The following is a 23,451-nucleotide window of genomic DNA, read 5'->3' as shown; positions in this document are numbered from 1 at the left end:
GCCGATCGCAGCGAGCGGTCCGCCCTCCCCCGCTCCCGTCCCCGCCTCCGAGCACCGCTGGCACGGCAGGGACCAGGACTCCGACGACGAGGGCGCGGTCGTCCCCGTCCGTCCCCGACGTCGACGCCTCCTGATCGGCGCCGGCATCGCGGCCGGCGTCCTCGTGATCGGCGGCGCCCTCGTCGCCGTGCCGCTCCTCGTGCAGGACGGCGGCGGAGAGGGAGCCGCCGCGCCGGCCGCCGACCCCGCCGCCACCGACGAGGCGGTCGCCTGGATCGCCTCCTCGCTCGACCCCGACTCCGTGCTGCTCGTCGAGGACGGCCTCGTTCCCGAGGTCACCGGGGCCGGGTTCCCGGCCGACACGATCGTGGCGGAGTCGACCCTCGCCGCGGCCGCGCCCGATTCGGCCTGGCGCGTGGTCGAGTACGTCCTCGCCACTCCCGCTCTGCTCGCCGACGCCGCAGGAGAGACTGCGACCGCGCTCGACAACTCCGAGCCGGTCGTGAGCTTCGGCAGCGGCGACTCCGCGGTCGAGGTGCGGCAGGTCCTCACCGACGGTCCCGACCAGGCCGCCGCCGACGACGCCGTCCTGACGGCGGCGCGCGCGTCGGCCGGCGGGCAGCTGGCGACGAACCCCGCCCTGACCGCGACCCCCGCCGCCCGCGAGCTCCTCGAGGCCGGGCGGGTCGACTCCCGTCTGCTCCTCCTGCTCGGTCAGCAGCTCGCCGCCTCTCCGCTGTCGGTCGCCGACTTCCCGGCCGGGACGGGGGAGCCCGACGGGGTGCGCCACCAGATGCTGCTCTCGGGCTACAACGGCGCCGCCGTCCCCGGCGACGCCGACGCCACCGCGTCCGCCACGGCGTGGCTCGGCAGCCAGACGGGCGACTTCGTCCCCACCTCCGTCGAGTCCACCGACGCGGGCCTGCTCGTGACCCTCGACCTCGACGAGCCGTCCGGGCTGCTCCCGGGCGCCCCCTGAACGCCCTCCTACCCGAAGGAACCGCCATGCTCCCGACCACCCGCTCCTCCCGTCGCCGCGGCGTTCTCCGCGCCGCGGTCGTCCTCTCCGCAGCGTCCGCGCTGGCCGCACTCGGAGCCGCGCCCGCCTCGGCGGCCGAGCAGGAGACGGGGTGGGTGCGGGTCGCGCACCTCTCGCCCGATACGAAGGCGGTCGACGTGACGCTGACGTCGCTCGCGGGAGGCGGGGCGGAGTTCTCGCTCGACGACGTCGCCTACGGGGCCGTCTCCCCCTACTGGACCCTGGACACCGGGACGTACGTCGTCTCGATGGTCCCCTCGGACGCCCCGGAGGGCACCGCCCCCGTGATCGAGCAGGCCGTCGACGTCACCGCGGGCACGCCGCTCACCGTCGCCGCCCTCGGGCGCAACGCCGTCCTGAGCACCACCGTGTTCACCGACGACCTGACGCCGCCCGCCGACGGGCAGGCCCGCGTCCGCGTGATCCAGGCCTCGACCACCGCCACCCGGGTCGACGTCTCCACGGAGGCCGGCATCCCCCTCGCGACCGCCGCAGCACAGGGCACGGCCTCGCCCTACACGAGCGTGCCCGCCGGACCCTCCGCCCTCGACGTCTCGGCGGGCTCCGTCTCCGCCAGCTCCGACCTCGACCTCGCTCCCGGATCCGTCGCCTCGCTCTTCGTCCTCGACGACGCGAGCGCCGGCCTCGTGCTCTCGCCCGTGCTCGACTCCGCGGCCGTGGGCGATCTGCCCACCGGAGGCATCCAGACCGGCGGAGGAGCGACCGCCGTGCACGTCGCCTCGACGAGCGCTGCCCCCGTCGTCTCCGGCGCCCTCGGAGTGGTCTCCGTCCTCGCGGTCTACGGCCTGATCGCCGGAGCTGTCGCCCTGCTCGCCCGGCGCTCGAGCGTCGGCGGACGCACGAGCTGATGCGGCGGGGTCCCCGCGCGGCGGTCGTCCTCGCGGCCCTGCTCGCGCTGGCGGGCTGCTCGGCGGCGGAGTCGGTCGACGGGACGGCGCCCGCCGCATCCGCTCCCGCGACCGCGGCGTCGACCCTCGGCCCCGGTGCGGCGGCGGCGCTGCAGGACCCGGTCGCCGCGTTGGCGCCGGCCCGCTCCGCGGTCGTGCCCGAGCGCGTCGTCATCCCGGCGATCGGCGTCGACTCGACGCTCGAGTCCCTGACGCGGGACGGGACCGGCTGGATCCAGCCCCCCGTCGCCGTCGACCTGGCGGGCTGGTACCGGGACGGGGTCGTCCCCGGCGACATCGGCCCGGCGGTCATCGCCGGCCACGTCGACTCCCGCATCGGCCCCGGTGTGTTCCTCGACCTCTCGGAGCTCGTCCCGGGCGACACGGTCGACGTCGTGCTCTCGGACGGCAGCACCCGCACCTTCGAGGTGACCGGCTCGGTGACGGTGCCCAAGGAGGACTTCCCGACCGAGGACGTCTACGGCCCGACTCCCACCGCGCAGCTGCGGCTGATCACCTGCGGAGGGGTGTTCGACGACTCCTACGGCCACTACGTCGACAACGTCGTGGTCTCGGCTCAGCGCATCTCCTGAGCCGGCGGTCGTCGCGCGACTCGCAGGCGGTTCGGTGGTTCGCCGCGTACCCTCCGGGGGTATGAGCACCACATGGAAGCGCTGGGCGCCCGCTGCGGCCGTCCCCCTGGTCGTCGTCGCTGCGGCCGTCGCCCTGCCCCTCTCCGCGAGCGCCGCGGGGGACCTCCCCGAGAAGACCGCCTCCGAGCTCCTGACCTTCGCCGCCGAGAACGACGTCACCGCGTTCTCGGGAGAGATCGAGCAGACCTCCGACCTCGGCCTGCCGGACCTCTCGGCCCTCGGCGGCTCGTCCCCGAGCGCGTCGGGCGCGGCAGACGCGGCCCCGGCCGACGCCCTCATGGAGCTGGCCACCGGCTCGCACGAGGCCCGCGTCTTCGTCGACGCCGAGCAGGGCGCCCGCCTCCAGGTCCTCGACCGGCTCGCCGAGCGCGACGTCGTCGCGACGAAGGGCGAGGGCGTCTGGGTCTACGACTCCGCCGAGAACACCGCCACCCACTTCCTGCCGCCGGAGTCCGGCGCCGCCTCGCCCGCGACCGTGCCGTCGGGCGAGGTCCCGACTCCGTCCAGCATCGCCGAGGACCTGCTCGCGAGCATCGATCCGACCACCGCGGTGGCCGTCGGCTCCGACGTCGAGGTCGCCGGCCGCGACGCGTACGAGCTCGTCCTCACTCCGCGCGAGGGCACGACGCTCATCGGCTCCGTCACGGTCTCGATCGACGGAGAGACGGGCCTGCCGCTCGGAGTCGCTGCGACCGCGCGCGGCGGCACCGCGCCCGCGTTCAGCGTCGCGTACTCGAGCATCGACTTCGACGCTCCGGACGCGGCCATGTTCGCCTTCACCGCTCCCGAGGGAGCCGAGGTCGTCGAGAAGGCGGCCCCGGAGCACGACGACCCGGCCGTCGAGCCCGGAGCCGACGCGTCGCTCGAGCCCGGCACCGAGCCGTCCGACGCGGTGACTACCGGCACCGGCTGGGCCACCGTCGTCGAGCTGCCCGCGGGCGACTCCGAGGCGCTCGCCCCTCTCGACGCGATCACCACGCGCGTCGACGGCGGTCGCGCCCTCGAGTCCGCGCTGGTCTCGGTGCTCCTCACCGACGACGGCCGCGTCCTCGCCGGGTCCGTGCCGGTCGACGTCCTGGTCGACGCGGCCGGTCGGTGACCGCGACCGTCCTCGCGGTCGAGACGAACGGCCTCACCAAGCGCTTCGGGCGCCAGGAGGCCGTCTCGGGGCTCGACCTCGCCGTGCCGCGCGGCGCGGTCTTCGGGTTCCTCGGGCCCAACGGTTCGGGCAAGACGACGACCATCCGCATGCTCCTCGCCCTCGCCGCGCCGACGGAGGGGAGCATCACGGTGCTCGGTGAGAGCATGCCGCGCCGCTCGGCCGAGGTCCTCCCGCGCGTCGGCGCGCTCGTCGAGGGTCCGGGCTTCTACCCGTTCCTCTCCGGTGCCGCGAACCTCCGCCGGTTCGACGCCGCCGAGGCCGGCACCTCCTCCCGCACCCGGCGGCGCCGCGTCGACGAGGCGCTCGCGCGAGTGGGCCTCAGCGCCGCCGCCCGCAAGAAGGTCGGCTCCTACTCGCTCGGGATGAAGCAGCGCCTGGGCATCGCCGTCGCCCTGCTCTCGCCGCGCGACCTGATCGTCCTCGACGAGCCGACGAACGGGCTCGATCCCCAGGGCACCCGCGAGGTCCGCTCGCTCGTGCGGAGCCTCAACGCCGACGGCACGACCGTCCTCGTCTCCAGTCACCTCCTGGCCGAGATCGAGCAGCTCTGCACCCACGCCGCCGTCATGCGGACGGGGCGCCTGGTCGCCCAGGGCGGGCTGGACGAGCTCCGCGGCGACGCGGCCACCCTCGAGCTCGTCACTTCCGATCCCGAGCGGGCCCTGCGCAGCCTCGTCGAGCTGGGACTCGCCCCCCGGGTCGCCCCCGCCGACCACCCGAGCGACCCGCCGCTCGTCCTGGCCGCGATGCCTCCGGGAGTCGCGGCCGAGTCCGTCGTCGCCGGGCTGGTCGCCGCCGAGGTCCGCGTGCGCGGGGTCGCGGTCCGCCGGCCGTCGCTCGAGGAGCGCTTCGTCGAGCTGACGGGGGAGGGCTTCGATGTCGAGCGCTGAGCCGAGGGTCTCCGAGTCCCGTCGCACCCGCGGAGGAGCGGGAGGCTCCTGCTCTCGGAGCTCGCGCTGCTCTTCCGTCGTCGCCGCACCTGGGCGCTGCTGACCGCCCTCGCCGCGATCCCCGTCCTGCTGGCCGTGGCCGTCCGCCTCTCGGGCGAGGGCGGCGGTCCGTCCTTCGTGGGCGCCATCGGCGGCAACGGGCTCTTCACGGGCTTCGCCGCGATCACCGTGGCGGTGCCGCTGTTCCTGCCCTTGACCATCGGAGTCGTCGCCGGCGACGCGATCGCGGGCGAGGCGTCCCTCGGGACACTCCGCTACCTGCTCGTGACACCCGTCGGCCGACTGAGGCTGCTGGCGGTGAAGTTCGCGGCCTCGCTCGCGTTCTGCCTCGCCGCGGCCCTGACGGTGATGGTGGTCGGCATCCTGATCGGCCTCGCGCTCTTCCCGGTCGGCCCGGTGACGCTGCTCTCGGGCAGCACGGTGCCGCTGGCCGACGCGATCGGCCGTGCGTTCGCGATCGCCGTCTACGTGGCCCTCTCGCTCGTCGGGCTGGCCGCGATCGGGCTCTTCGTCTCGACGTTGACCGACGTCCCCGTCGGAGCGATGGCGGCGACCGTGGTCGTCTCGATCGCGGCGCAGATCGTCGGGTCGCTCTCGCAGCTCGACGCGCTGCACCCGTTCCTGTTCACGGATCGCTGGTTCGACTTCGCGGATCTGCTGCGCGACCCGATCGCGTGGAGCTCCTTCGGCGAGAACGCCCTGCTGCAGCTCGCCTACGTCGCCGTGTTCGGGGCTCTGGCCGCCGGCCGGTTCACGACGCGCGACATCCTGTCCTGACACCGGCCGCCTGATCGGGGTCGAACCGACGAGAGGCCGCCCCCCGCGATCGGGGAGGCGGCCTCTCGGACGTCCCGGCGTGAACCGCCGACGGAGCAGGTCAGCCCTGGGCGGCGAGCCCGAAGCTGACGGTGCCGCTCTCGTCGACCTGCGCGTCGAGCACCTTGTCGCCGAGGGCGACGGAGGCGGCGACGTCCAGGAACACGCGTGCTCCGTCCTGCTCCACGACGGCATCGGTCGTCTCGGGCGCCGGCGCGACGGCGACGGCGAAGTTCTGGGCGTCGAGGTCGGTCCCGCTGATGCGCAGGCCTCCCTCGACGGGGGTCTCGGTCTGTCCCGTGATGGTCTTGACGACGGTGCTGGCGTTGTCGGTGAGCGTGAGCATCGGTCGTTCCTTTCCGTCCGTGGTCGATGAGACGGCCACGATTCCGAGATCCGCAGCGGGTCTCAAGCCGCGCGGGCGGACGTGGAGGGAATGCACACCTCGCGGCTCACCGGGCGCGGCACCGGCGGCACTCCACCTGCGGCACTGCACCTGCGACACTGTCCGGATGCACCCCGCCGATGCCTGCCCGTGCGGGAGCCGCCGTCACTACGCCGACTGCTGCCGCCCCGCCCACCTCGGCGAGACCCCGTCGCCGACCGCCGAGCGGCTGATGCGCAGCCGCTACAGCGCGAACGTGCTCGGGATCGCCCCGTACCTGCTCGCGAGCTGGCACCCCTCGACGCGCCCGTCGCGCGTCGACCTCGACGACGACGTCCGCTGGAGACGCCTGCAGATCGTCGACACCGCTCGCGGCGGGGAGGACGACGTCGACGGACTGGTCGAGTTCCGCGCGTCGTACCGCTCGTCGGAGGGCGTCGGGCTGGTGCACGAGCGCAGCCGGTTCGACCGGGAGGACGGCCGCTGGTTCTACGTCGACGGCGATCTGCTCGGCGACGACTCCTGACGAGCGGGTTCTCCGCATCCGTCCCGCAGCCCCCGCAGCCGTCCTACGCTGAGGGGATGGTCCAGGACTTCCGGCGCGTGGACGACGCGTCCCGCTACGAGCTGCATCAGGACGGCGCGCTGGTCGGCGTCCTCGACTACCGCGAGAACGACGAGGCCGTCTCGCTCGTGCGCTCCTTCACCTCGCCGCCGTTCCGGGGCCGCGGCCTCGCCGGCGAGCTGGTGGCGTTCGCGGTCGAGGACATCGAGACCTCGAGCACTCGGCGCATCGTGCCGCTCTGCTGGTACGTCGGCCAGTGGTTCGAGGAGCACCCCGAGAAGTCGCACCTCCTCACCCGCTGAGTGCGCCGGAACCTGCTGCTCGAGCCCGCGTCACTCCCGGACGAGCGGCTCGACGCCGGCCAGGTCGGGCCCGAGCCCGATGTCGACGAGCCGGATCCGCCCCGCGTAGCGTCGCCGGGCGGCAGGAGGAGCCCCGCCTTGATCGCGCCGAACGTGACCGTCACATCGGCGTGCAGGACGGTCGGGTCGGGGACGCTGCCGTCGTCGGGCCCGATGCCGCTCGGCAGATCGACCGCGACGACCACGGGACGCTCCTCGCGGTCGGCCAGAGCGTCGATGACCGTCTCGACGATCGAGCGGGGCCGTCCTGAGAGGGCCGGATGCCGCGTGCCGATCCCGAGGATCCCGTCGACCACGACGTCGGCGCGCGCGATCGCAGCGAGCAGCGCTCTCACGTCGTCCGCCGGGACGCGGTCGCAGCCCTCGTCGAGCGCCACGGCGAGTCCCCGCTGATGCCAGCGGTCGGCGGTCAGCACGAGCAGGACGTCGACACCGGAGGAGGCGATCTCGGCCGCCGCGTACAGGGCGTCGCCGCCGTTGTTCCCCGGCCCGACCAGCACCAGCACGGTCCCCGGTCCGCTGCGGTCGCGCCGCCCGGCCAGGAGCACGCGGATCTCGCGGGCGAGGCCGTCCGCCGCCCTCTGCATGAGCGGTTCGCGCCGAGCCAGGTGCGGCGCTTCCGCGGCCCGCACCTGCGCGGAGGAGTAGCCCTCGACCATGCCTCCACTGTGCGCTCCGCCACGCTCCACGGCAACCCCGGAGGCGGCGTGCGGTACCAGCGCCGCCCGTCGGCGCTCTCGTCTGCTGCTCCTCCGTCACGCCGCCCACTTCGCCTCGAACAGCGGAGCCGGCCGGCGCCGCGGCGGGTCAGGGAGCAGGTCGCCCGGTCGTGTGGTCATGCGGCGTCCGGTGGGGGTGGTCCAGTGGGCGGTGCCGTCGGGGTGGAGGGTGTAGGTCCAGCGGTCACCGTGGCGGACGTGGTGGTGGGCGGTGCAGAGGGAGGCGAGGTGCCCCGCGGCAGACCCTGCGCGAACGCCTCCGGACACGACACCGCCGCCCCGTACGCCGCATGCAGCTCGACCGCTGCCGCCAGCAGCACCGGCGACGCCGCCCGCGCCGACTCACCCGCCCGATCTCCGCGCTCGCGCACGACCTCGAGCACCTCCACCACGTCTGATCCCGTCAGACGAATACGAAACCAGCGACTACTGACATCCGCTCACGTTCATCCGGCGCGGCAAGCGCTTCACGCCACCGGATGTGCCGCGCGCCGGTTCCGCGCCGAGACCACCGCCCGGGGCCCCCTCAGGACTCCTGCACAGCCCGGTCCGACTCCTCCACGATCGCGCGCATCGCGGCCTCCGCCGCCACACCGTCCCCCTCCGACACCGCCACCGCGACCGCCCGGTGCAGCTGCAGCGCCTCGCTGTCGGCCTCGCGCGGCATCAGGTCGTTGCGCGTGCGCCCCGCCAGCACCTCCGCGACCAGATCGGCGAGCTGCGCGAGCATCCGATTGCCCGATGCCGACAGCAGGGTGCGGTGGAACGTCGTATCGGCCGAGAGGTACGCGCCCTGATCGGCCGAGTGCGCGTGCGCCGACATCACGCGCACGGCGTCGGTCAGCGCCTCGCGCTGCTGCGCCGTCGCGTTCACCGCGGCCAACCGGGCGGCCAGCGGCTCGACCCCCAGGCGCAGCTGGCTGAGCTGGTGGAGCTGGCGCTGGCGGTCCGGCCCGTCCAGGCTCCACGCGACGACGCGCGGATCGAGGGCGTTCCACGACTCCGGCGGCTGCACCTGCGTCCCCGCACGGCGGCGGGAGGTGACGAGGCCGAGCGACTCGAGGACCCGCACCGCCTCGCGCATCACCGAGCGGGACACTCCGCGCCGCTCGGCCCGCTCGTCGGCGCTGAACGCGGTCCCCGGGGCGAGCTCCCCGCGCACGATCTGCGAGCCGAGCTCGTCGAGCACCGAGTGGTGCAGGGAGGGCGGCGGCGTCGCGGTCATGCGCCCATCCTCCCAAGGAGATGCTCGACTCCGCGCCATTCATCGGACATACTCGTCGAGAACACCGGTTATGTCGGACATATCTCGCCCAGGCGAGACCGCCGACCGCCGTCGGACCGATCAAGGATGCTCATGACACCGACTCTCCCCTCCCTCCTCCGCGCCGCGGGGGAGGAGGTCGCCACCACCGCTCCCCAGGGGCAGCTGATCCTCGCCGCGATCCTCGGCATCGCCGTGATCGTCGTGCTGATCACCTGGCTGAAGCTGCACCCCTTCGTCTCGCTGCTCATCGGCGCGCTGACCACCGGCCTCGTCGCCGCGATGGCTCCCGCGGACGCCGTCGCGAGCTTCGCGCTCGGCTTCGGCAACACGATGGGAGGCGTCGGCATCCTGATCGGCCTCGGCGCCATGTACGGCAAGCTCCTCGCCGACTCCGGCGGCGCCGACCGCATCGTCGACACCCTCATCGCCCGGTCGAGCACTCGCGCGCTGCCCTGGATGATGGGCTTCGTCGGGGCGCTGATCGGCCTGCCCATGTTCTTCGAGGTCGGGCTCGTCCTCCTCATCCCCGTCGTGATCCTCGTCGCGCGCCGGAGCGGACTGCCGCTGATGAAGGTCGCGATCCCGACTCTCGCGGGTCTGTCGGTCATGCACGGTCTCGTGCCCCCGCACCCCGGGCCGCTCGTCGCGATCGACGCGCTCGGCGCGAACCTCGGAGTCACGCTCGCCTTCGGCGTGCTCGTCGCGATCCCGACCGTGGTGATCGCCGGTCCGCTCTTCGGCCGACTGGCAGCGAAGTGGGCGCCCGTCGAGACCCCGCCGCTCTTCGGCGAGGGCGCCGGCGACGCCCGCGAGCACCGCCCCGGATTCACCGCCGCGGTCGCGAGCATCCTGCTCCCCGTCGTGCTCATGCTGGGCAAGGCCGTCGCCGACATCGCGGCCCCGGAGTCCGACGCGGCCTGGAAGGCGGTCCTCGACTTCCTCGGCACCCCCACGATCGCCCTCGGCATCGCCCTGCTCGCCGGTCTGGTCCTGCTGGGCCGCGGCGGGCGGATGAACCGCTCCGAGCTCCAGGACTCGCTCTCCAGCTCCCTCCCGCCCATCGCGGGCATCCTGCTGATCGTCGGCGCGGGCGGCGGATTCAAGCAGGTCCTCGTCGACACCGGCATCGGCAGCGTCGTGGCCCAGCTGGCGGAGGGAAGCGGAGCGTCCGCGCTCCTCCTCGCCTGGCTCGTCGCCGTGGTCATCCGCATCGCCACCGGCTCCGCGACCGTCGCGACGGTCACGGCCGCAGGGATCCTCCAGCCGCTGACCGAGACGATGGACGGACCGATGGTCGCCCTCATGGTGCTCGCGATCGGCGCAGGCTCGGTGTTCCTCTCGCACGTGAACGACGCCGGGTTCTGGCTCGTCAAGGAGTACCTCGGACTCACCATCGGCCAGACGCTGAAGACGTGGACGGTGATGGAGTGCCTGGTCTCGGTGACCGGGCTCGCCGGCGTCCTCGTGATCGGCCTGTTCGTAGGAGGACTCTGATGCCGCACCCGACCACCACTCCCGCCGCGTCCACCGCGCCGGTCCGCGCGATCGTCGTCATGGGCGTCTCCGGCAGCGGCAAGTCGACGGTCGCCGCCCTGCTCGCGGGCTTCCTGCACTGGAGCTTCCTCGAGGGCGACGACCTGCACCCGCGCGCCAACGTCGAGAAGATGGCGGCCGGCACCCCGCTCGACGACTCCGATCGCGCTCCCTGGCTCGCCGAGATCACCCGGGTGGTCGACGAGCGGATCACGAGCGGCCGCCCGGTCGTCGTGACCTGCTCCGCATTGCGCCGCGCCTATCGTGACATCCTGCGGCGCGACGACCTCGTCTTCGTGCACCTCGCCGGATCGAAGCAGGTCGTCGCCGGGCGCCTCGCCTCGCGGCTCGACCACTTCATGCCGACGACGCTGCTCGATTCGCAGTTCGGCCTGCTCGAGCCCCTCGGCGACGACGAGCGGCACATCACGGTCGACGTCGGCAACGCCCCGGAGGAGGAGATCGCCGAGATCGTGGAGCGCCTCGGTCTGAGCTGACGCCGTTCCCGGCACTCCCGGACCCCCGATCAGGGCGTCGCTCCGGCCGGAGGGCGAGGCGGACTTGCACACAGGACCGCGACACGGAACTGTCGTCCCCGGGGAAGAGATCACGGGAGATCCATGGACGACGAGAACCTGCTCGCGGCACTGCACCGCGGGCGTCCGGCCACGATCGCCGAGGCGGCCGAGCTCCTCCAGGTCGACCCCGATCTCGTGCTCGCGGGGGCGCGGCGGCTGCGCGAGCGGGGGCTGCTCGCAGGCTCGGAGGACCAGCTCGCGTACATCCCTCCCGCGGAGTGGGCGGCCGCAAGAATCGCCCGGCACACCGACGCCGTCCGCCGTGCCACGGCGGAGTCGGTCGAGGGCATCGAGCGCGTCATGGCGGGACTGCCGGGGCTGATGGGGGCCTGGTCGGTCGGGGAGGCGTCGACCGACCTCGTGCCCACACTGCTGCGGCACGGCCGCCACGCGTCCGAGGACCTCTGGTTCGATCTCGTCCGTCGCGACTCCGGCACGCTCATCGCCGTCCTGCCCGACGTCGAGCGCTTCCTCGATCCGCCCACCGAGCGCGCGGTCCGCTTCGGGCAGGCGCTGGCGGCGAAGGACCGCGTCCGGGTCATCATGCCCGCCTCCTGCGTGAGCGACCCCCGTGTCCTCGCGCGCATCGAGGCCTATCAGAAGGCGGGAGTCGACTACCGCCTGCTCGACAACCCGCCCAGCTGGTTCTGGGTCGACGGCGAGCACCTGGCCGTGCCGTTCCAGTGGGGCGAGACCCGGCCGACCAGCGTCGTGGGCGTGCGGCACGCCGCCCTCGCGGGCCTCGTCAGCGCGTACTTCGAGGAGCTGTGGCGCCAGGCCGTCCCGGTCGCCGCGGTCGAGGAGTCGTGGACGTCGCTGCTGCGCCTCATGCGGACGGGGATCACCCTCGAGACCGCCTCCCACCGCCTGGGGATCAACCCCCGCACCGGGCGCCGACGCGTCGCCGCGGCCATGGAGCACCACGGCGTCTCGACGCTCTTCGCGCTGGGCACGGCGTGGACCGCGGACGGCGGCTCCGCGCCCGCGAGCGACTAGCGGGCACCGCCGGCCACTCGGTCGGGACGGCGCGAGTGGCCGGCCTTCGCCGACCGGGGTGCCCTCAGTGTCGTGACCTCTCTCCGCCGCCCGCAAGAACCTCTAGAGGACACGTCCGGAAGAGGACACGACGCGGCCGGTCCGTCGCGCGGACAGCGGCGCCGTCGTGGGCCGGAGCAGAGCTACGCTCGCTGCATGGGGGCACGGGCGATCTACGTCGAGACGATCATCGACGCCGATCTCGAGGCGGTATGGAGCGCGACGCAGGATCCCGTCTCGCACGTGCGCTGGGACGTCCGCTTCTCCCGCATCGTGCCCGAGCCGCCCGGGAGCGGGGGAGAGACCCGCTTCACCTACCTGCGGCGCACCGCTCTCCACGACGTGCGCGGGACCGGGGTGAGTCTCGGCGAGCGCCGTCGCGCCGACGGCACGCGCACATCGGCCCTGAGCTTCGCGACCGAGGACCGGCTGTCGCCGATCCGCTCCGGGCGCGGCTACTGGCGCTACGTCCCCACCGGCGACGGGCGCATCCGCTTCCTCACCGGCTACGACTACACGCCCGGATGGGGTCCGCTCGACGTCGTCGTCCGCCCGCTGCTGGGCTGGGCGACCGCGTGGAGCTTCGACCGGCTGCGGATCTGGCTCGAGGACGGGGCCGAGCCCGAGGAGTGGCCGCTGGCCAGCGTCCTGCAGGTCTGGCGGAAGGACCGCCCGCGAGCGTCGCGCGTCCTGCGCGCCCCGGTCGGCGGACGGCGCCGCGACGACCACCTGCGCGACGCCCCGAGCACTCTGGCGTCGCTGCCCGCACCCCGGAGCGGTCGGTGAGCTCCGTCTTCGAGGCCGCGCTGGGGCCGGACTTCGCGCGCCTGCACCCGCAGATGCAGAGGCGCTTCGGCGTCGGGCTCGACTCGGCCGAGGCCTGCATCGGCCGCGGGGCGATGACGATCCGCCGCGGACCTTGGTGGACCGTGCCGTTCCTCCAGCTCGGCCGCCTCCGCCGCATCCTGGTGCCGGATGTCGGCACCGATGTGCCCTTCACCATCGAGAACTACCCGTACCGGGACTCCCTCGGGCGCGAGACGGTGACCTTCGTGCGCACCTACGCGACGAGGCCCGGCCGCAGCGCGCGCTTCGACGCGACCATGGTGCTCGTGGACGGACGGGTCGTCGACTACCTCGGGTCCCACCAGCACCTGGCGGTCGACCTCGATCTCCGCGTCGACGACCGCGGCGGCCTCGTGCTGACGTCCGGGGCCCAGCGCTTCTACGAGGGGCCGATCGCCTTCCGCTTCCCGATGCTCCTCAGTGGCCGGGCGACGCTGCACGAGTACTGGTCGGAGGTGGACGACGCCTTCCACGTCGACCTCGAGGTGCGCAACAGCCTGCTCGGCGTCCTCTTCGGCTACAGCGGGGCCTTCCGGTGCGAGTGGGTCCCCGCGACCGACGCGCCCGAGCGGCTGAAGCCCGTGCGGACGGAGGCGCGCACGTGAGGGCGCCGCGCTCGGGCCGAGCGCCTCAGTACCTGCAGGAGCACCCGTGGGCCCTGGCGCTGGTCAGCGGCCTCTTCGTCGCGGCGATCGCCGTGCTCGCCTCCGACGCCGGCTGGGACCTCACCGCCGACATCGGCGGCAGCGGTCGGCACGCTCCGCTGTGGCTCGTGCTCCTGCTCGGCCTGCCGTTGTTCGGCGCCGGAGTCGTCCTGGGCGTCGTCGAGCAGGTCCGGCTGCTGATCCGCCCGCCGCTCCGCCACGGCCCGCCGCCGATCCGAACGGGCCCGGGTGGCTGAGCCGGGGGAGCGGCGAGGACGATCCGCGTGCGTAGGGCGGTCCCCGCGACTCCGCCCGCCGCGGCCGTGGCGCGCCTGCTCGTGTCGGTGGTCGTGCTCGCGGTGCTCGGCTACGCCTACGGCCTGAGAGCGGCGGTGGGCGACGCGAGTTTCGTCGACTACTTCGGCTACTTCACGAACCAGACCAGCCTGATCCTGAGCGTCGTGCTGCTCGTCTCGGGAGCGACCGCGTTGCTCGGGCGCACGCCCTCGGAGTCGTCGAGCCTGATCCGCGGGATCGCCACCGCCTACCTCCTCGTCGTCGGAGTCGTCTACAACACCCTCGTGCCGGGCACGGGATCCGCGCCGCCGTGGGTCAGCGCACTGCTGCACGTCGTCCTGCCGGTGCTCGCCGTCCTCGACTGGGCCCTCGTCGCCGACCGGCCGCCTCTGCCGTGGCGCCGGCTCTCGATGGTCCTGCCCTACCCGCTGGTCTGGCTGGTCGTCGTGCTCGTCCGCGGACGGACGGACGGCTGGGTCCCGTACGGCTTCCTGCTGCCCGGGAACGGGCTGCCGTCGCTGATCGCGCACGTCCTCGGCCTGATCGCCGCGGTGGTCGCGGCGGGTGCGCTGGTCTGGGTCCTCAGCCGGCGCTCCGGCCGCCGAGCAGGTCCTCGACCCGCGTGACCGGCAGGTCGAACGCCTCGGCGACGGCCGCGTTCACGACCCGACCGTCGTGCGTGCTGAGCCCCTGCGCGAGTGCGGGGTCGCTCCGCAGCGCCGTCTCCCAGCCCTTGTCGGCGAGCGCGACGACGTAGGGCAGCGTCGCGTTGGTCAGCGCCCGCGTCGAGGTCTCGGGCACCGCGCCGGGCATGTTGGCGACGCAGTAGTAGACGCTGTCGTGCACGGCGAACACCGGGTCGTCGTGGGTGGTCGGCCGCGAGCCCTCGAAGCAGCCGCCCTGGTCGATGGCGATGTCCACGAGCACCGAGCCCGCCTTCATCGTCGCCACCATCTCGTCGGTGACGAGCTTCGGCGCCCGGGCGCCGGGGATCAGCACGGAACCGACGACCAGGTCGCGTCGGCGACCTGCGCCGCGATCTCGTACGTCGACGACGCCCGGGTCTGGATCGCTCCGCCGAAGCGGTTCTCGAGTTCGCGCAGCCGGGGGAGCGAGAGGTCGACGATCGTCACGTCCGCCCCCATCCCGAGCGCGTTCGCCGCCGCGTGCTCGCCGGCGACTCCTCCGCCGATCACGACGACCTTCGCCTTCGGCGTGCCGGGCACGCCGCCCAGCAGGGTGCCGCGTCCGCCCGCTGCGCTCATCAGGTGGTACGCGCCCACGGTGATCGACAGGCGCCCCGCGACCTCGCTCATCGGCGAGAGCAGCGGCAGCTGCCGGTTCGGCAGCTGGACCGTCTCGTAGGCGATCGCCGTGGTCCCGGAGGCGAGCAGCGCGTCGGTGCACGGGCGGGACGCGGCGAGGTGGAGGTAGGTGAAGAGCACCTGGCCCGAGCGCATCCGCGGGTACTCCGCCTCGATCGGCTCCTTCACCTTGAGGACGAGGTCGGCCTCGCCCCAGACCTCGTCGCGTCGGCGGCGAGCCGTGCTCCGGCCGCGGCGAAGTCCTCGTCCGTGAGTCGGGAGCCCAGGCCCGCGCCCGACTGCACGAGCACGTCGTGCCCGCGCCGGACGAGCTCGTGGACGCCTGCGGGCGTCGCGGCGACGCGGCTCTCGTTGTTCTTGATCTCGCTGGGGATCCCGATGCGCATGACGGCTCCTCGATTCGCGGGCGCCCGAGGTGCAGCGCCCGACGCTGGGCGGTGGACGCCGATCCTGCGCCGACGTCGCTCCTATCGTGCGAAGATCGTGTTTCGGACGGGTGACGTTCCGCAGGATCGTCGAAGATCGCCCGGAGTTCCGCACGATCGGCGGTACGAGGAGAGGCGGCGGCGATGAGACCGAAGGATCTGCACGACCTCGGCGACCTCGATCCGGTCGATCGCGCACTGGTGCGGCTCCTGCGAGCGGATGCGCGGACGCCGAACAGCCGCCTCGCCGAGCAGGCGGGCGTCGCGCCGTCCACCTGCGTCTCGCGCGTGCGCTCGCTGGTCGAGCGCGGCATCATCACCGGCTTCACCGCCGAGCTCGACCCGGCCGCCCTCGGCCTCACGCTGCAGGCGCTGATCAGCGTGAGCATCCGGGTCGGTCAGCGCCAGGCCATCACCCGGTTCGCCGACGAGATCCGGGCGCTGCCCGAGGTCGTGCAGCTGTTCTTCCTCGGCGGATCGGAGGACTTCATCATCCACGTCGCCGTCCGCGACTCGAACGACGTGCGCGACTTCGTGGTGTCGAACCTGTCGGCTCACCCCGCGGTCGCGTCGACCCGCACCAGCATCGTGTTCGACCACCACCGCAAGGGCCCGGCGGTCCCGGAGTAGGTCAGTGCGCTCCGGGGTTCATCTCGCCGGTGCTGCGATCGGTCAGACCGGGGATCCTCTTCGCGAGCCCGGGGATGCTCTCCTCCGAGAGCTCGATGCGGGTGTCGCGCAGGCGCTGGCGCAGCAGCGCCTCCGGGTCCTCGTCGGGCCGCAGCTGCAGATCGCCGGCGACCTGCAGCAGGATCCCCCGCAGCTTCTCGTCGAGCACCGCGTCGTCGCTGCCGTGCTGGATCGGGTGGTCCTGGGATGCGTTCGTCATGGCTCCATGCTTCCACCCCTGTCGGGCGTCGGCGACTACTTGCGGCGGGGCGTCCGGGGGAGGATGGAGTCGTGCCCTTCACCCGTGCCCAGCTCGCGTCCTTCCGCGACCGCACCGTCGAGGATCTGCTGGGCCCCGACGTCCGCCTGCTCTTCGTCGGGATCAACCCGGGCCTCTGGACGGCGGCGACGGGAGCGCACTTCGCGCACCCCGGCAACCGCTTCTACCCGGCCCTGCTCGCGGCGGGGATCCTCGAGCGGCCGATGCGCGTCTCAGAGGGGATGAGCGACGAGGACCGCCGCCTCCTGATCGACCGCGGGATCGGCATCACGAACCTCGCCGCGCGGGCCACGTCGCGCGCCGACGAGCTGAGCGGCGAGGAGCTGCGCGACGGGGCCCGGCGGCTGGTCGCCACCGTCGAGCGGGTGCGCCCCTCGGCCGTCGCGATGGTCGGCATCACCGCGTACCGCGCGGCGTTCGGCCGGCGCTCGGCGACGCAGGGGCGTCAGGAGGAGGGGATCGCGGGCGTCCCGCTGTGGGTCCTGCCCAATCCGAGCGGTCTGAACGCGCACGACACCACGGAGTCCCTCGGCCGCGCCTACCGCGAGCCCGCCGTGGCGGCCGGGATCATCGCCGTTGCGCCGCAGGAATAGCCCACGACCTCGGGAGGTTGCAGAAGTCCATGAGTATGCATGAAGTGAAGTTCGGCGTCGACACGTTCGGCGACGTCACCCGCGGCGCCGACGGCGCCCTGCTCCCGCACGGCCAGGTCCTGCGCGACGTCGTCGAGGAGGGCGTGCTCGCCGACGCGGTCGGCATCGACTTCTTCGGCGTGGGCGAGCACCACCGCGCCGACTTCGCGGTCAGCGCTCCGGACGTCGTCCTGGCCGCGATCGCGGGCCGCACCGAGCGCATCCACCTCGGATCCGCCGTCACCGTCCTCTCCTCCGACGACCCCGTCCGCGTCTTCCAGCGCTTCGCGACCCTCGACGGAGTGTCGGGCGGACGCGCGGAGGTCATCCTCGGCCGCGGCTCCTTCACCGAGTCCTTCCCGCTCTTCGGACTCGACCTCTCGCAGTACGAGCTCCTGTTCGAGGAGAAGCTGGAGCTCTTCCACGCCCTCCTCGAGGGGGGACCTGTGACCTGGGAGGGCCGCACCCGTGCCGCGCTCACCGAGCAGAGCGTGTTCCCCGCCGTCGAGAACGGGCGACTGCGCACCTGGATCGGCGTCGGCGGCAGCCCGGAGTCCGTCGTCCGCGCCGCCCGGTTCGGCTTCCCGCTGGTGCTGGCCATCATCGGCGGCTCGCCTGCCCGCTTCCGCCCGTACGTCGACCTCTTCGGCCGCGCCCTCGACCAGCTCGAGCAGCCGCGCCTCCCGGTCGCCGTGCACTCGCCCGGCTTCGTCGCCGACACCGACGAGGAGGCGCGCGAACTGTACTTCCCGCACTACAAGGGCATGGCCGACGCCATCGGCCGCGAGCGCGGCTGGTCCCCGCTCACTCCCGAGCGGTTCGCGGAGGAGGCGGGCCCCGACGGCGCGCTGCACGTCGGGTCGCCCGAGACCGTCGCCCGCAAGATCGCGAGCACGGTGGGCGCCCTCGGCATCGACCGCTTCGACCTCAAGTACAGCGCCGGCACCCTGCCGCACGCGGCGATCATGCACAACCTCGAGCTGTACGGCACCCGCGTGATCCCGCTGGTGCGCGAGATGCTCGCCGAGGGCTGAGCCGGTCGGGAGCGCCTGCACGGGCGCTCCCGACCCCCGGCCGCTTCCGAGCGCACGCCCTGCGCGCTCCCATCGGCCGCCCGGCCGCCGCCGATATGCTCGAGGGCTCGCACCGCTCCTCGATCACTCCGGAAGACCATGCCCGACAGCCACGCCGCCCGCACGCCCTACGAGGTCCTCGGCGTCCCCGCCACCGCGTCCGACGACGAGCTGCGGAAGGCCTACCGCCGCCTGCTCCGCGAGACGCACCCCGACACCGGAGGCGACGCCGCCTCGTTCCACGCGGTCCAGCTCGCCTGGGAGCGGATCGGCAGCGCCTCCGCCCGCACCGACTACGACCGCGGAGCGCCGGCGCCCGGCGCGCAGTCCCCGCAGACCCCCTACACGGGCTCTCCCCGGCCGCAGACCGCCTCCGCCGTCCGCGCCCGGTCCTACGGCCACCCGGGCGGCGCCGCGCGAGTACTACCTGCGCCTCGTGCGGGAGTGGGTGGGCCGCGGCGTCGACATCGACGACCCGTTCGATCCGGCGATCGTCCGCTCCGCACCGCGCGAGGTGCGGCGCTGGCTCGCGAAGGCGCAGGCCGAGGAGGCCACCGCCTCGCTCGTCGCCTCGCTGGGCATCGCCTACACGATCTGGAACGACGTCGCCGTCGGCGACGGCGGGCTCAAGATCGACCACGTCGTCCTCGGCCCGTCCGGGCTGCTCGCCCTGACCTCGGCCGACTGGGGCGACACGGTGCGCCTGCGCAAGGGCGAGGTGGAGGGAGCGGGAGTCGCCGACGACGAGAAGCCGATCGCGTCGCTCTCGAAGGCCGCGCGGCGCCTGGGCCGCGAGCTCGGCGTGCGCTTCTCGGCGAGCGTCGTCGTCGTCCCCGACGACGGCCTCGAGCAGCCCTACGAGCAGGTCGAGCGCGGACGCCACCAGGGCGCCGTGCTGATCCGGCGCTCGCTCCTCCCGCAGCTGCTGCGCTCGGGCACCGACGACCGCCTCGGCGGCTACGGCGAGTCCTTCGAGGTCCGCACCCGCGTGCAGAGCCGCGTCCGCTTCGTCTGACCGCTCCCGCTAGCCGCCGCCGGTCGCCCGTGCAAGGGGTTAGCAGCCGCCCGGGGCGCCGCGCACCATGGGACCGTGCCCTCCGGGCACGCGACGCCGAGCGAACGAGGAGCGACCATGGTGCGATTCGGATACACCCTGATGACCGAGCAGAGCGGACCCAAGCAGCTGGTCGGCTACGCGGTCGAGGCCGAGAGGCACGGCTTCGAGTTCGCCGTCTCGAGCGACCACTACTCGCCCTGGCTGACCGAGCAGGGGCACGCCTCCTACGCCTGGGCGCTCCTCGGCGCGGTCGCGCAGGCGACGTCCACGATCGACCTCACCACCTACGTCACGGCTCCGACGATCCGGTACCACCCGGCCGTCGTCGCCCAGAAGGCCGCCACTCTCGCGATCCTCTCGGACGACCGCTTCACGCTCGGTCTGGGCTCGGGGGAGAACCTGAACGAGCACGTCGTCGGCGAGGGGTGGCCGGCCGTCTCGGTCCGCCAGGACATGCTCGAGGAGGCGGTGCACATCATCCGCGCGCTGCACACCGGCGAGCTGGTGACGTGGGAGGGCGAGTACTTCCGCGTCGACTCCGCGCGCATCTGGGACCTGCCGGAGAAGCCCGTCGAGATCGGCCTCGCCGTCTCGGGCGAGAAGTCGATCGAGCGCTTCGCGCCGCTCGGCGACCACCTGATCACCACCGAGCCCGACGCCGAGCTGATCTCGCAGTGGACGGCCGTCCGCGGCGCCGATGCCGCGCCGTCGCGCACGATCGGGCAGATCCCGATCTGCTGGGCTCCCGACAAGGAGCAGGGCATCGCCCTCGCGCACGAGCAGTTCCGCTGGTTCGCCGGCGGCTGGTCGGTGAACGCCGACCTGCCGACCCCCGCGGGCTTCTCGGGAGCGTCGAAGTTCGTGCGCCCCGAGGACGTCGCCGAGCAGATCGCCTGCGGACCCGACCTCGACGAGCTCGCCGAGAGCTTCGTCCCCTACATCGAGGCCGGATTCACGGACATCGCGCTGGTCCAGGTCGGCGACGAGCTGCAGCAGCGCTTCCTCGACGAGGCGGCCGACGGGCTCCTCGAGCGCCTGCGCGCCCTCGCCCCGTGAGCCGGAGCGACCCAGTGACGCTCAGAAGCCGCGCAGCCGCTCGATCTCGCGGCGGTCGCGCTTGGTCGGCCGTCCGGCTCCCCGGTCGCGCTCGATGATCGCGGGCGCCGATTCGCGGGGCGGGGGCGGCGGAGTGAGATCCTCCGCGCACTCCGCGGCGATCGGCGCGCCGACCCGCTTCACGATCAGCCCGCGCACGATCAGGCGCCGGTCGAATCCTGCGATGCGCGCGCGGACCTCGTCGCCGACCTTCACGGTCTGCGCCGCCTTCGCCCGCTCGCCGTTGACGCGGATGTGGCCCGCGCGGGCCGCCGAGGTCGCGGCCGACCGCGTCTTGTACACGCGGACCGCCCACAGCCAGGCGTCCACGCGCACGGCGCCGGTGACCGGGATCTGCATCCGTCCAGTCTACGAACGCCAGCGCCGAGTGGTCCCCCAGGACCGCTCGAGCGACCCGCACACCCCGCGGTCCGAAGGACCGCCCGACAAGGAGGTCTCCTCATGAGCACCGACAACGGCAACACCGGCTCGAACCCCAACGGCAGCACCTACACCGGTCAGGAGGACGCTCCCGTGGCGGAGGCCACCGCCACGAGCACGGCCGCCGGCACCCCGGGCGACGTCGGCATGAGCACGACGAGCGCTCGCTCCTCCGAGGGCGGCACCGGCGTCCCGACCCGCGGCGCGCCCCCGCACAGCGGACTGCCGTCCGAGCTGCGCGACACCGCGTTCGAGCACTCGGGCGCCGAGTACGCGCTCGTGCCGTCCGGCCACGAGGAGTGGCAGGTCCGCCACCCCGACGGCCGCGCCGTCGGGAAGCTCGCCGTCATCTCGCACGCGGGGGAGGAGGCGGAGGCCGTCTTCGTCTCCAGCCGGCTCGGCTCCGAGGACGCCGTCGCCGAGGGCACCGACTGGCGCGGGCTCGTGTCCGCCGTCATCAACGACGAGGCCGCCGACCAGCGCGAGGGAGTCGACCTCGACCCCGCCGCCGTGCGCGTGCGGGGCGGGCTGATCAGCCGTGCGGCGACGGACGTGACCGACCTCTCCTAGCGCGCGGCGCTCCGCCGCGTCAGCGCGCGAGCAGCGCCGCGTTGATCCGGGCCGACAGCTCGGCGTCGACGCGGCGCTCGCTCCCGTCCACAGCGCGGATCGGAGCCGCGTTCCGCGCACTCGAGACCAGCCAGGCGGCGTCCGCGGCGTCCAGGTCCTCGCGGCGGAGCGCCCGGTAGGCGGTGCGCAGGCCGAGTCCGTCCGCCAGCGCGAACAGGTCGGCCTGGGTCGTGCCGGGCAGCAGGCCCAGGCTCGGGGGCGGGGTCAGCAGTGCTCGGTCCGCGAGCAGCACGAGGTTCGACGTCGGCCCCTCCAGCAGGAACCCGTCGCTCGAGACGAAGAGCGCGTCGTCCGCCCCGCGCCGAGCGGCCTCCCGCGCCGCCGCGCGATTGACCGCGTACGAGAGCGTCTTCGCCCCCGCGAGCAGCCAGGGCGAGGTCTGCTGCACGTCCGAGCGCAGCCCCCGGTCCAGCAGCACGATCCGCACCCCGTCCCGCCGCGCGGGTCCGAAGTCGGGACTCGTCTGCACGAAGACGATGCCCGTCGGGCGTCCGTCGCCCTCGAGTCCGCGCGTCAGGATCGTCTTCACCATCGCCTCCGGCACCCTCGGGTGCGCGGCGACCGCCGTGCCGATCGCGTGCCGCCACGCGGCCCCGTCCGGCTCCGGCAGCTCCAGCATCCGGGCCGAGGCCGCGAAGCGGTCGAGGTGGGCGTCGAGCGCCTGCAGCCGCCCCTCGACGAGGTTGATCGTCTCGAAGACGCCGTCGCCCCGGGTGAAGCCGAGATCGGTGACGTCGATCCCGCCGACTCCGCTCGGATCGACGACCGCCGCCGCGGCGAGGCCGTGGCCGGGCGACGACGGGGACGGGCGGTCGAGGAGGACGAGGGTGTCAGCGGGCATGGGCGGTGCGGTCCTTCCGGAGGGGGCGGCGAGCGGAGAAGCGGAGCAGCGCGATCGTCAGCAGGGCGCCCAGGAGCGAGCCGAGCCCGTTCGAGACGAGGTCCCGGACGTCCGAGACGCGCGACGGCAGCCAGAGCAGCTGGATCGTCTCGACGAGCACCGAGACGCCGAGCCCGATCAGGGCGGCGAGCAGACGGCGGCGCGGAGGCAGCTGCGCGGCCAGCATCGCCCCGAGCGGCACCAGCATGAGCACGTTGGCGGTGAACTCGGCCACGTCGTAGTCGAACCACGAGGTCAGCGGCGTGGAGCCGAGGAAGGCGATGATCGAGCGGACGAGCGTCGACGGCTCCCCGGCCGGGTACGGCGCCGGGGTCAGCGTGATCAGCGCGATGACCGCGAGCCAGAGCACCGTCGCGAGACGGAGGACTCCTGACCGGCGCATCGTCCGATTCTGCCAGCCACGGAGCGTCGTCCCGTCCGGCGGTGCCGGCGCGGTGTGTCAGGCTGGAGGGCATGACGGGCAGCGACAGCGGCGGCGACGCCGCCCTTCCGCGCCACCCCTTCGACGCGTCGCTCGGCGACGGCTGGGTCGAGGTCGGGGACGGGCGCCGGTTCTGGGGCCGTTTCGGCGCCGCCGGTCTGCTCCTGCGCGATCCCGACGGCCGGGTGCTCCTCCAGCACCGCGTCGCCTGGAGCCACTTCGGGGGCACCTGGGGGCTCCCCGGAGGAGCCCGCCACCCCGAGGAGTCGGCCTTCGAGGCCGCCCTGCGCAAGTCGGCGGAAGAGGCGGGCGTCCCGCCGGAGCTCGTCGTCCCCGATGCCGCGAGCGTCGTCACCATCGGCCCCTGGAGCTACACCACCGTCCTCGCGCACGCGCTCGAGCACTTCGAGCCGCGCATCACGGACGCCGAGAGCACCGAGCTGCGGTGGGTCGCGCCCGAGGACGTCGAGACCCTGCCGCTGCATCCCGGCTTCGGCGCCTCGTGGAGCGGGCTGCGCGACCTCGACGCGGCGCTGCCCGTGCTGGTCGTCGACGCCGCGAACGTCGTCGGCTCCCGCCCTGACGGCTGGTGGCGCGACCGCGCCGGTGCCGCGGAGCGCCTCCTCGACGCACTGGCCGGTCTGGCGGTCGCCGGGCTGCCCGGCCGGGTGCTCTGCGTCGACGGCGATCGCGTCTGGCCGCGGATCGCGTGGTGCTCGAGGGCGCCGCGCGCGACGCCGGCA

General features: G+C 73.7%; 29 protein-coding genes and 3 pseudogenes. 23 read left to right on the top strand and 9 right to left on the bottom strand.

From position 1 onward, the window contains the following. From B0T42_RS20195 to B0T42_RS15560, 6 genes are all read left to right on the top strand, one after another. Positions 1-979 (top strand): hypothetical protein (locus tag B0T42_RS20195; RefSeq protein WP_201788563.1); only part of this gene is annotated, 979 nt, incomplete at its 5' end. A gap of 26 nt (positions 980-1,005) precedes the next feature. Then, positions 1,006-1,908, top strand: a complete 903-nt coding sequence (locus tag B0T42_RS15575; RefSeq protein WP_077223961.1) for a DUF4397 domain-containing protein — start codon at positions 1,006-1,008, stop codon at positions 1,906-1,908. After that, positions 1,908-2,540, top strand: a complete 633-nt coding sequence (locus B0T42_RS15570; protein ID WP_077223960.1) for a class F sortase — start codon at positions 1,908-1,910, stop codon at positions 2,538-2,540. The genes B0T42_RS15575 and B0T42_RS15570 overlap by 1 nt, the downstream gene beginning before the upstream one ends. Positions 2,541-2,601: 61 nt before the next feature. Next, entirely contained in the window at positions 2,602-3,699 is a 1,098-nt protein-coding gene (locus tag B0T42_RS21565) for a LolA family protein (protein ID WP_236720338.1), read from the top strand. Beyond that, positions 3,696-4,652 carry an ABC transporter ATP-binding protein gene (locus tag B0T42_RS21560; RefSeq protein WP_236720337.1) on the top strand — a complete coding sequence of 319 codons (957 nt, stop codon included), beginning with the start codon at positions 3,696-3,698 and terminating at the stop codon, positions 4,650-4,652. Before B0T42_RS21565 ends, B0T42_RS21560 begins: the two co-directional genes overlap by 4 nt. Before the next feature lie 48 nt (positions 4,653-4,700). Beyond that, positions 4,701-5,489 carry an ABC transporter permease gene (locus B0T42_RS15560; RefSeq protein ID WP_077223959.1) on the top strand — a complete coding sequence of 263 codons (789 nt, stop codon included), beginning with the start codon at positions 4,701-4,703 and terminating at the stop codon, positions 5,487-5,489. Positions 5,490-5,589: 100 nt separating this feature from the next. Here the strand turns inward: B0T42_RS15560 and B0T42_RS15555 are convergent, their stop codons facing one another. Further along, positions 5,590-5,874 (bottom strand): hypothetical protein, encoded by a 285-nt coding sequence (locus tag B0T42_RS15555; RefSeq protein ID WP_055794838.1) that lies wholly within the window; start codon positions 5,872-5,874, stop codon positions 5,590-5,592. Between the two features lie 166 nt (positions 5,875-6,040). Between B0T42_RS15555 and B0T42_RS15550 the strand changes: the two genes are divergently transcribed. Then, on the top strand, positions 6,041-6,439 hold the full coding sequence (locus B0T42_RS15550; protein WP_077223958.1) for a YchJ family protein: 399 nt from the start codon (positions 6,041-6,043) through the stop codon (positions 6,437-6,439). A 56-nt stretch (positions 6,440-6,495) separates the two neighbouring features. After that, the gene (locus B0T42_RS15545; RefSeq protein ID WP_077223956.1) at positions 6,496-6,780 is read left to right on the top strand and encodes a GNAT family N-acetyltransferase; all 285 of its coding nucleotides are present in this window, start codon (positions 6,496-6,498) and stop codon (positions 6,778-6,780) included. A 185-nt stretch (positions 6,781-6,965) separates the two neighbouring features. On the opposite strand, the pseudogene B0T42_RS15540 reads toward B0T42_RS15545, so the two are convergent. The 3 genes and pseudogenes from B0T42_RS15540 to B0T42_RS15535 form a co-directional block, all read right to left on the bottom strand. Continuing rightward, positions 6,966-7,427: pseudogene (locus B0T42_RS15540) on the bottom strand (NAD(P)H-hydrate epimerase); the annotation flags it as partial. A gap of 168 nt (positions 7,428-7,595) precedes the next feature. After that, positions 7,596-7,826, bottom strand: coding sequence for a hypothetical protein (locus B0T42_RS19670; protein WP_139344536.1), 231 nt, complete (start codon positions 7,824-7,826; stop codon positions 7,596-7,598). Positions 7,827-8,085: 259 nt separating this feature from the next. Further along, on the bottom strand, positions 8,086-8,784 hold the full coding sequence (locus tag B0T42_RS15535) for a FadR/GntR family transcriptional regulator (RefSeq protein WP_077223954.1): 699 nt from the start codon (positions 8,782-8,784) through the stop codon (positions 8,086-8,088). A 132-nt stretch (positions 8,785-8,916) separates the two neighbouring features. On the opposite strand from B0T42_RS15535, the gene B0T42_RS15530 reads away from it, so the two are divergent. The 7 genes from B0T42_RS15530 (at position 8,917) to B0T42_RS15500 (ending at position 14,385) form a co-directional block, all read left to right on the top strand. Further along, complete coding sequence (locus B0T42_RS15530; RefSeq protein WP_077223952.1) at positions 8,917-10,320, top strand: GntP family permease; 1,404 nt, start codon at positions 8,917-8,919, stop codon at positions 10,318-10,320. Further along, positions 10,320-10,856: a gluconokinase gene (locus B0T42_RS15525; RefSeq protein WP_077223950.1), complete on the top strand. Its 537-nt coding sequence runs from the start codon at positions 10,320-10,322 to the stop codon at positions 10,854-10,856. The genes B0T42_RS15530 and B0T42_RS15525 overlap by 1 nt, the downstream gene beginning before the upstream one ends. Before the next feature lie 123 nt (positions 10,857-10,979). Further along, complete coding sequence (locus tag B0T42_RS15520) at positions 10,980-11,933, top strand: type 2 periplasmic-binding domain-containing protein (protein WP_077223949.1); 954 nt, start codon at positions 10,980-10,982, stop codon at positions 11,931-11,933. A gap of 195 nt (positions 11,934-12,128) precedes the next feature. Continuing rightward, on the top strand, positions 12,129-12,758 hold the full coding sequence (locus B0T42_RS15515; RefSeq protein WP_077223947.1) for an SRPBCC family protein: 630 nt from the start codon (positions 12,129-12,131) through the stop codon (positions 12,756-12,758). Further along, on the top strand, positions 12,755-13,423 hold the full coding sequence (locus tag B0T42_RS15510; protein ID WP_077223945.1) for a DUF4166 domain-containing protein: 669 nt from the start codon (positions 12,755-12,757) through the stop codon (positions 13,421-13,423). The genes B0T42_RS15515 and B0T42_RS15510 overlap by 4 nt, the downstream gene beginning before the upstream one ends. Further along, complete coding sequence (locus tag B0T42_RS15505; protein WP_077223943.1) at positions 13,420-13,719, top strand: hypothetical protein; 300 nt, start codon at positions 13,420-13,422, stop codon at positions 13,717-13,719. The genes B0T42_RS15510 and B0T42_RS15505 overlap by 4 nt, the downstream gene beginning before the upstream one ends. A gap of 27 nt (positions 13,720-13,746) precedes the next feature. Then, positions 13,747-14,385 carry a Pr6Pr family membrane protein gene (locus tag B0T42_RS15500; RefSeq protein WP_077223942.1) on the top strand — a complete coding sequence of 213 codons (639 nt, stop codon included), beginning with the start codon at positions 13,747-13,749 and terminating at the stop codon, positions 14,383-14,385. Here the strand turns inward: B0T42_RS15500 and ald are convergent. Beyond that, positions 14,342-15,470: pseudogene (ald, locus tag B0T42_RS15495) on the bottom strand (alanine dehydrogenase). The gene B0T42_RS15500 and the pseudogene ald sit on opposite strands and share 44 nt — an antisense overlap. A 183-nt stretch (positions 15,471-15,653) precedes the next feature. Here ald and B0T42_RS15490 point away from each other — a divergent pair. Beyond that, entirely contained in the window at positions 15,654-16,139 is a 486-nt protein-coding gene (locus B0T42_RS15490; protein ID WP_077223941.1) for an Lrp/AsnC family transcriptional regulator, read from the top strand. Between the two features lies 1 nt (position 16,140). Here B0T42_RS15490 and B0T42_RS15485 read toward each other — a convergent pair whose 3' ends face one another. Beyond that, positions 16,141-16,398 carry a hypothetical protein gene (locus B0T42_RS15485; RefSeq protein WP_077223940.1) on the bottom strand — a complete coding sequence of 86 codons (258 nt, stop codon included), beginning with the start codon at positions 16,396-16,398 and terminating at the stop codon, positions 16,141-16,143. A gap of 71 nt (positions 16,399-16,469) precedes the next feature. Between B0T42_RS15485 and mug the strand changes: the two genes are divergently transcribed. From mug to B0T42_RS15465, 5 genes and pseudogenes are all read left to right on the top strand, one after another. Further along, positions 16,470-17,051 carry a G/U mismatch-specific DNA glycosylase gene (gene mug / locus B0T42_RS15480; protein WP_077223939.1) on the top strand — a complete coding sequence of 194 codons (582 nt, stop codon included), beginning with the start codon at positions 16,470-16,472 and terminating at the stop codon, positions 17,049-17,051. Between the two features lie 35 nt (positions 17,052-17,086). Next, positions 17,087-18,124, top strand: coding sequence for an LLM class flavin-dependent oxidoreductase (locus B0T42_RS15475; RefSeq protein WP_077223937.1), 1,038 nt, complete (start codon positions 17,087-17,089; stop codon positions 18,122-18,124). Positions 18,125-18,262: 138 nt separating this feature from the next. Then, a pseudogene (locus B0T42_RS22410) lies at positions 18,263-18,403 on the top strand (J domain-containing protein); the annotation flags it as partial. A 196-nt stretch (positions 18,404-18,599) separates the two neighbouring features. After that, positions 18,600-19,178, top strand: a complete 579-nt coding sequence (locus B0T42_RS22405) for a hypothetical protein (RefSeq protein ID WP_342418264.1) — start codon at positions 18,600-18,602, stop codon at positions 19,176-19,178. 117 nt (positions 19,179-19,295) lie between these two features. After that, positions 19,296-20,276: a TIGR03557 family F420-dependent LLM class oxidoreductase gene (locus B0T42_RS15465; protein WP_077223935.1), complete on the top strand. Its 981-nt coding sequence runs from the start codon at positions 19,296-19,298 to the stop codon at positions 20,274-20,276. Between the two features lie 21 nt (positions 20,277-20,297). Here B0T42_RS15465 and B0T42_RS15460 read toward each other — a convergent pair whose 3' ends face one another. Then, complete coding sequence (locus tag B0T42_RS15460) at positions 20,298-20,675, bottom strand: RNA-binding S4 domain-containing protein (protein WP_055794888.1); 378 nt, start codon at positions 20,673-20,675, stop codon at positions 20,298-20,300. A 102-nt stretch (positions 20,676-20,777) separates the two neighbouring features. On the opposite strand from B0T42_RS15460, the gene B0T42_RS15455 reads away from it, so the two are divergent. Next, entirely contained in the window at positions 20,778-21,326 is a 549-nt protein-coding gene (locus tag B0T42_RS15455; RefSeq protein WP_077223934.1) for a hypothetical protein, read from the top strand. Between the two features lie 19 nt (positions 21,327-21,345). Here B0T42_RS15455 and B0T42_RS15450 read toward each other — a convergent pair whose 3' ends face one another. Both B0T42_RS15450 and B0T42_RS15445 read right to left on the bottom strand, forming a co-directional pair. Next, positions 21,346-22,227: an aminotransferase class IV gene (locus B0T42_RS15450; RefSeq protein WP_077223932.1), complete on the bottom strand. Its 882-nt coding sequence runs from the start codon at positions 22,225-22,227 to the stop codon at positions 21,346-21,348. After that, positions 22,217-22,669, bottom strand: coding sequence for a VanZ family protein (locus B0T42_RS15445; RefSeq protein ID WP_077223931.1), 453 nt, complete (start codon positions 22,667-22,669; stop codon positions 22,217-22,219). Before B0T42_RS15445 ends, B0T42_RS15450 begins: the two co-directional genes overlap by 11 nt. Before the next feature lie 71 nt (positions 22,670-22,740). On the opposite strand from B0T42_RS15445, the gene B0T42_RS15440 reads away from it, so the two are divergent. Next, a partial coding sequence (locus B0T42_RS15440; RefSeq protein WP_236720336.1) for an NUDIX domain-containing protein occupies positions 22,741-23,451 on the top strand: 711 nt, incomplete at its 3' end.

The sequence above is a fragment of the Rathayibacter rhapontici genome (assembly GCF_001995175.1).
Classification (GTDB): domain Bacteria; phylum Actinomycetota; class Actinomycetes; order Actinomycetales; family Microbacteriaceae; genus Rathayibacter.
The sequence above is the reverse complement of the archived record's forward strand: the minus strand, read 5'-3'. Positions and strand labels throughout refer to the sequence as shown.

Bases quoted from the DNA above. Each gene is read 5' to 3' on its own strand.
- B0T42_RS15575 (WP_077223961.1), top strand. From the start codon at position 1,006: ATGCTCCCGACCACCCGCTCCTCCCGTCGCCGCGGCGTTCTCCGCGCC.
- B0T42_RS15570 (WP_077223960.1), top strand. From the start codon at position 1,908: ATGCGGCGGGGTCCCCGCGCGGCGGTCGTCCTCGCGGCCCTGCTCGCG.
- B0T42_RS21565 (WP_236720338.1), top strand. From the start codon at position 2,602: ATGAGCACCACATGGAAGCGCTGGGCGCCCGCTGCGGCCGTCCCCCTG.
- B0T42_RS15555 (WP_055794838.1), bottom strand. From the start codon at position 5,874: ATGCTCACGCTCACCGACAACGCCAGCACCGTCGTCAAGACCATCACG.
- B0T42_RS15550 (WP_077223958.1), top strand. From the start codon at position 6,041: ATGCACCCCGCCGATGCCTGCCCGTGCGGGAGCCGCCGTCACTACGCC.
- B0T42_RS15545 (WP_077223956.1), top strand. From the start codon at position 6,496: ATGGTCCAGGACTTCCGGCGCGTGGACGACGCGTCCCGCTACGAGCTG.
- B0T42_RS15535 (WP_077223954.1), bottom strand. From the start codon at position 8,784: ATGACCGCGACGCCGCCGCCCTCCCTGCACCACTCGGTGCTCGACGAG.
- B0T42_RS15530 (WP_077223952.1), top strand. From the start codon at position 8,917: ATGACACCGACTCTCCCCTCCCTCCTCCGCGCCGCGGGGGAGGAGGTC.
- B0T42_RS15525 (WP_077223950.1), top strand. From the start codon at position 10,320: ATGCCGCACCCGACCACCACTCCCGCCGCGTCCACCGCGCCGGTCCGC.
- B0T42_RS15520 (WP_077223949.1), top strand. From the start codon at position 10,980: ATGGACGACGAGAACCTGCTCGCGGCACTGCACCGCGGGCGTCCGGCC.
- B0T42_RS15515 (WP_077223947.1), top strand. From the start codon at position 12,129: ATGGGGGCACGGGCGATCTACGTCGAGACGATCATCGACGCCGATCTC.
- B0T42_RS15490 (WP_077223941.1), top strand. From the start codon at position 15,654: ATGAGACCGAAGGATCTGCACGACCTCGGCGACCTCGATCCGGTCGAT.
- B0T42_RS15485 (WP_077223940.1), bottom strand. From the start codon at position 16,398: ATGACGAACGCATCCCAGGACCACCCGATCCAGCACGGCAGCGACGAC.
- B0T42_RS15475 (WP_077223937.1), top strand. From the start codon at position 17,087: ATGCATGAAGTGAAGTTCGGCGTCGACACGTTCGGCGACGTCACCCGC.
- B0T42_RS15465 (WP_077223935.1), top strand. From the start codon at position 19,296: ATGGTGCGATTCGGATACACCCTGATGACCGAGCAGAGCGGACCCAAG.
- B0T42_RS15460 (WP_055794888.1), bottom strand. From the start codon at position 20,675: ATGCAGATCCCGGTCACCGGCGCCGTGCGCGTGGACGCCTGGCTGTGG.
- B0T42_RS15455 (WP_077223934.1), top strand. From the start codon at position 20,778: ATGAGCACCGACAACGGCAACACCGGCTCGAACCCCAACGGCAGCACC.
- B0T42_RS15450 (WP_077223932.1), bottom strand. From the start codon at position 22,227: ATGCCCGCTGACACCCTCGTCCTCCTCGACCGCCCGTCCCCGTCGTCG.
- B0T42_RS15445 (WP_077223931.1), bottom strand. From the start codon at position 22,669: ATGCGCCGGTCAGGAGTCCTCCGTCTCGCGACGGTGCTCTGGCTCGCG.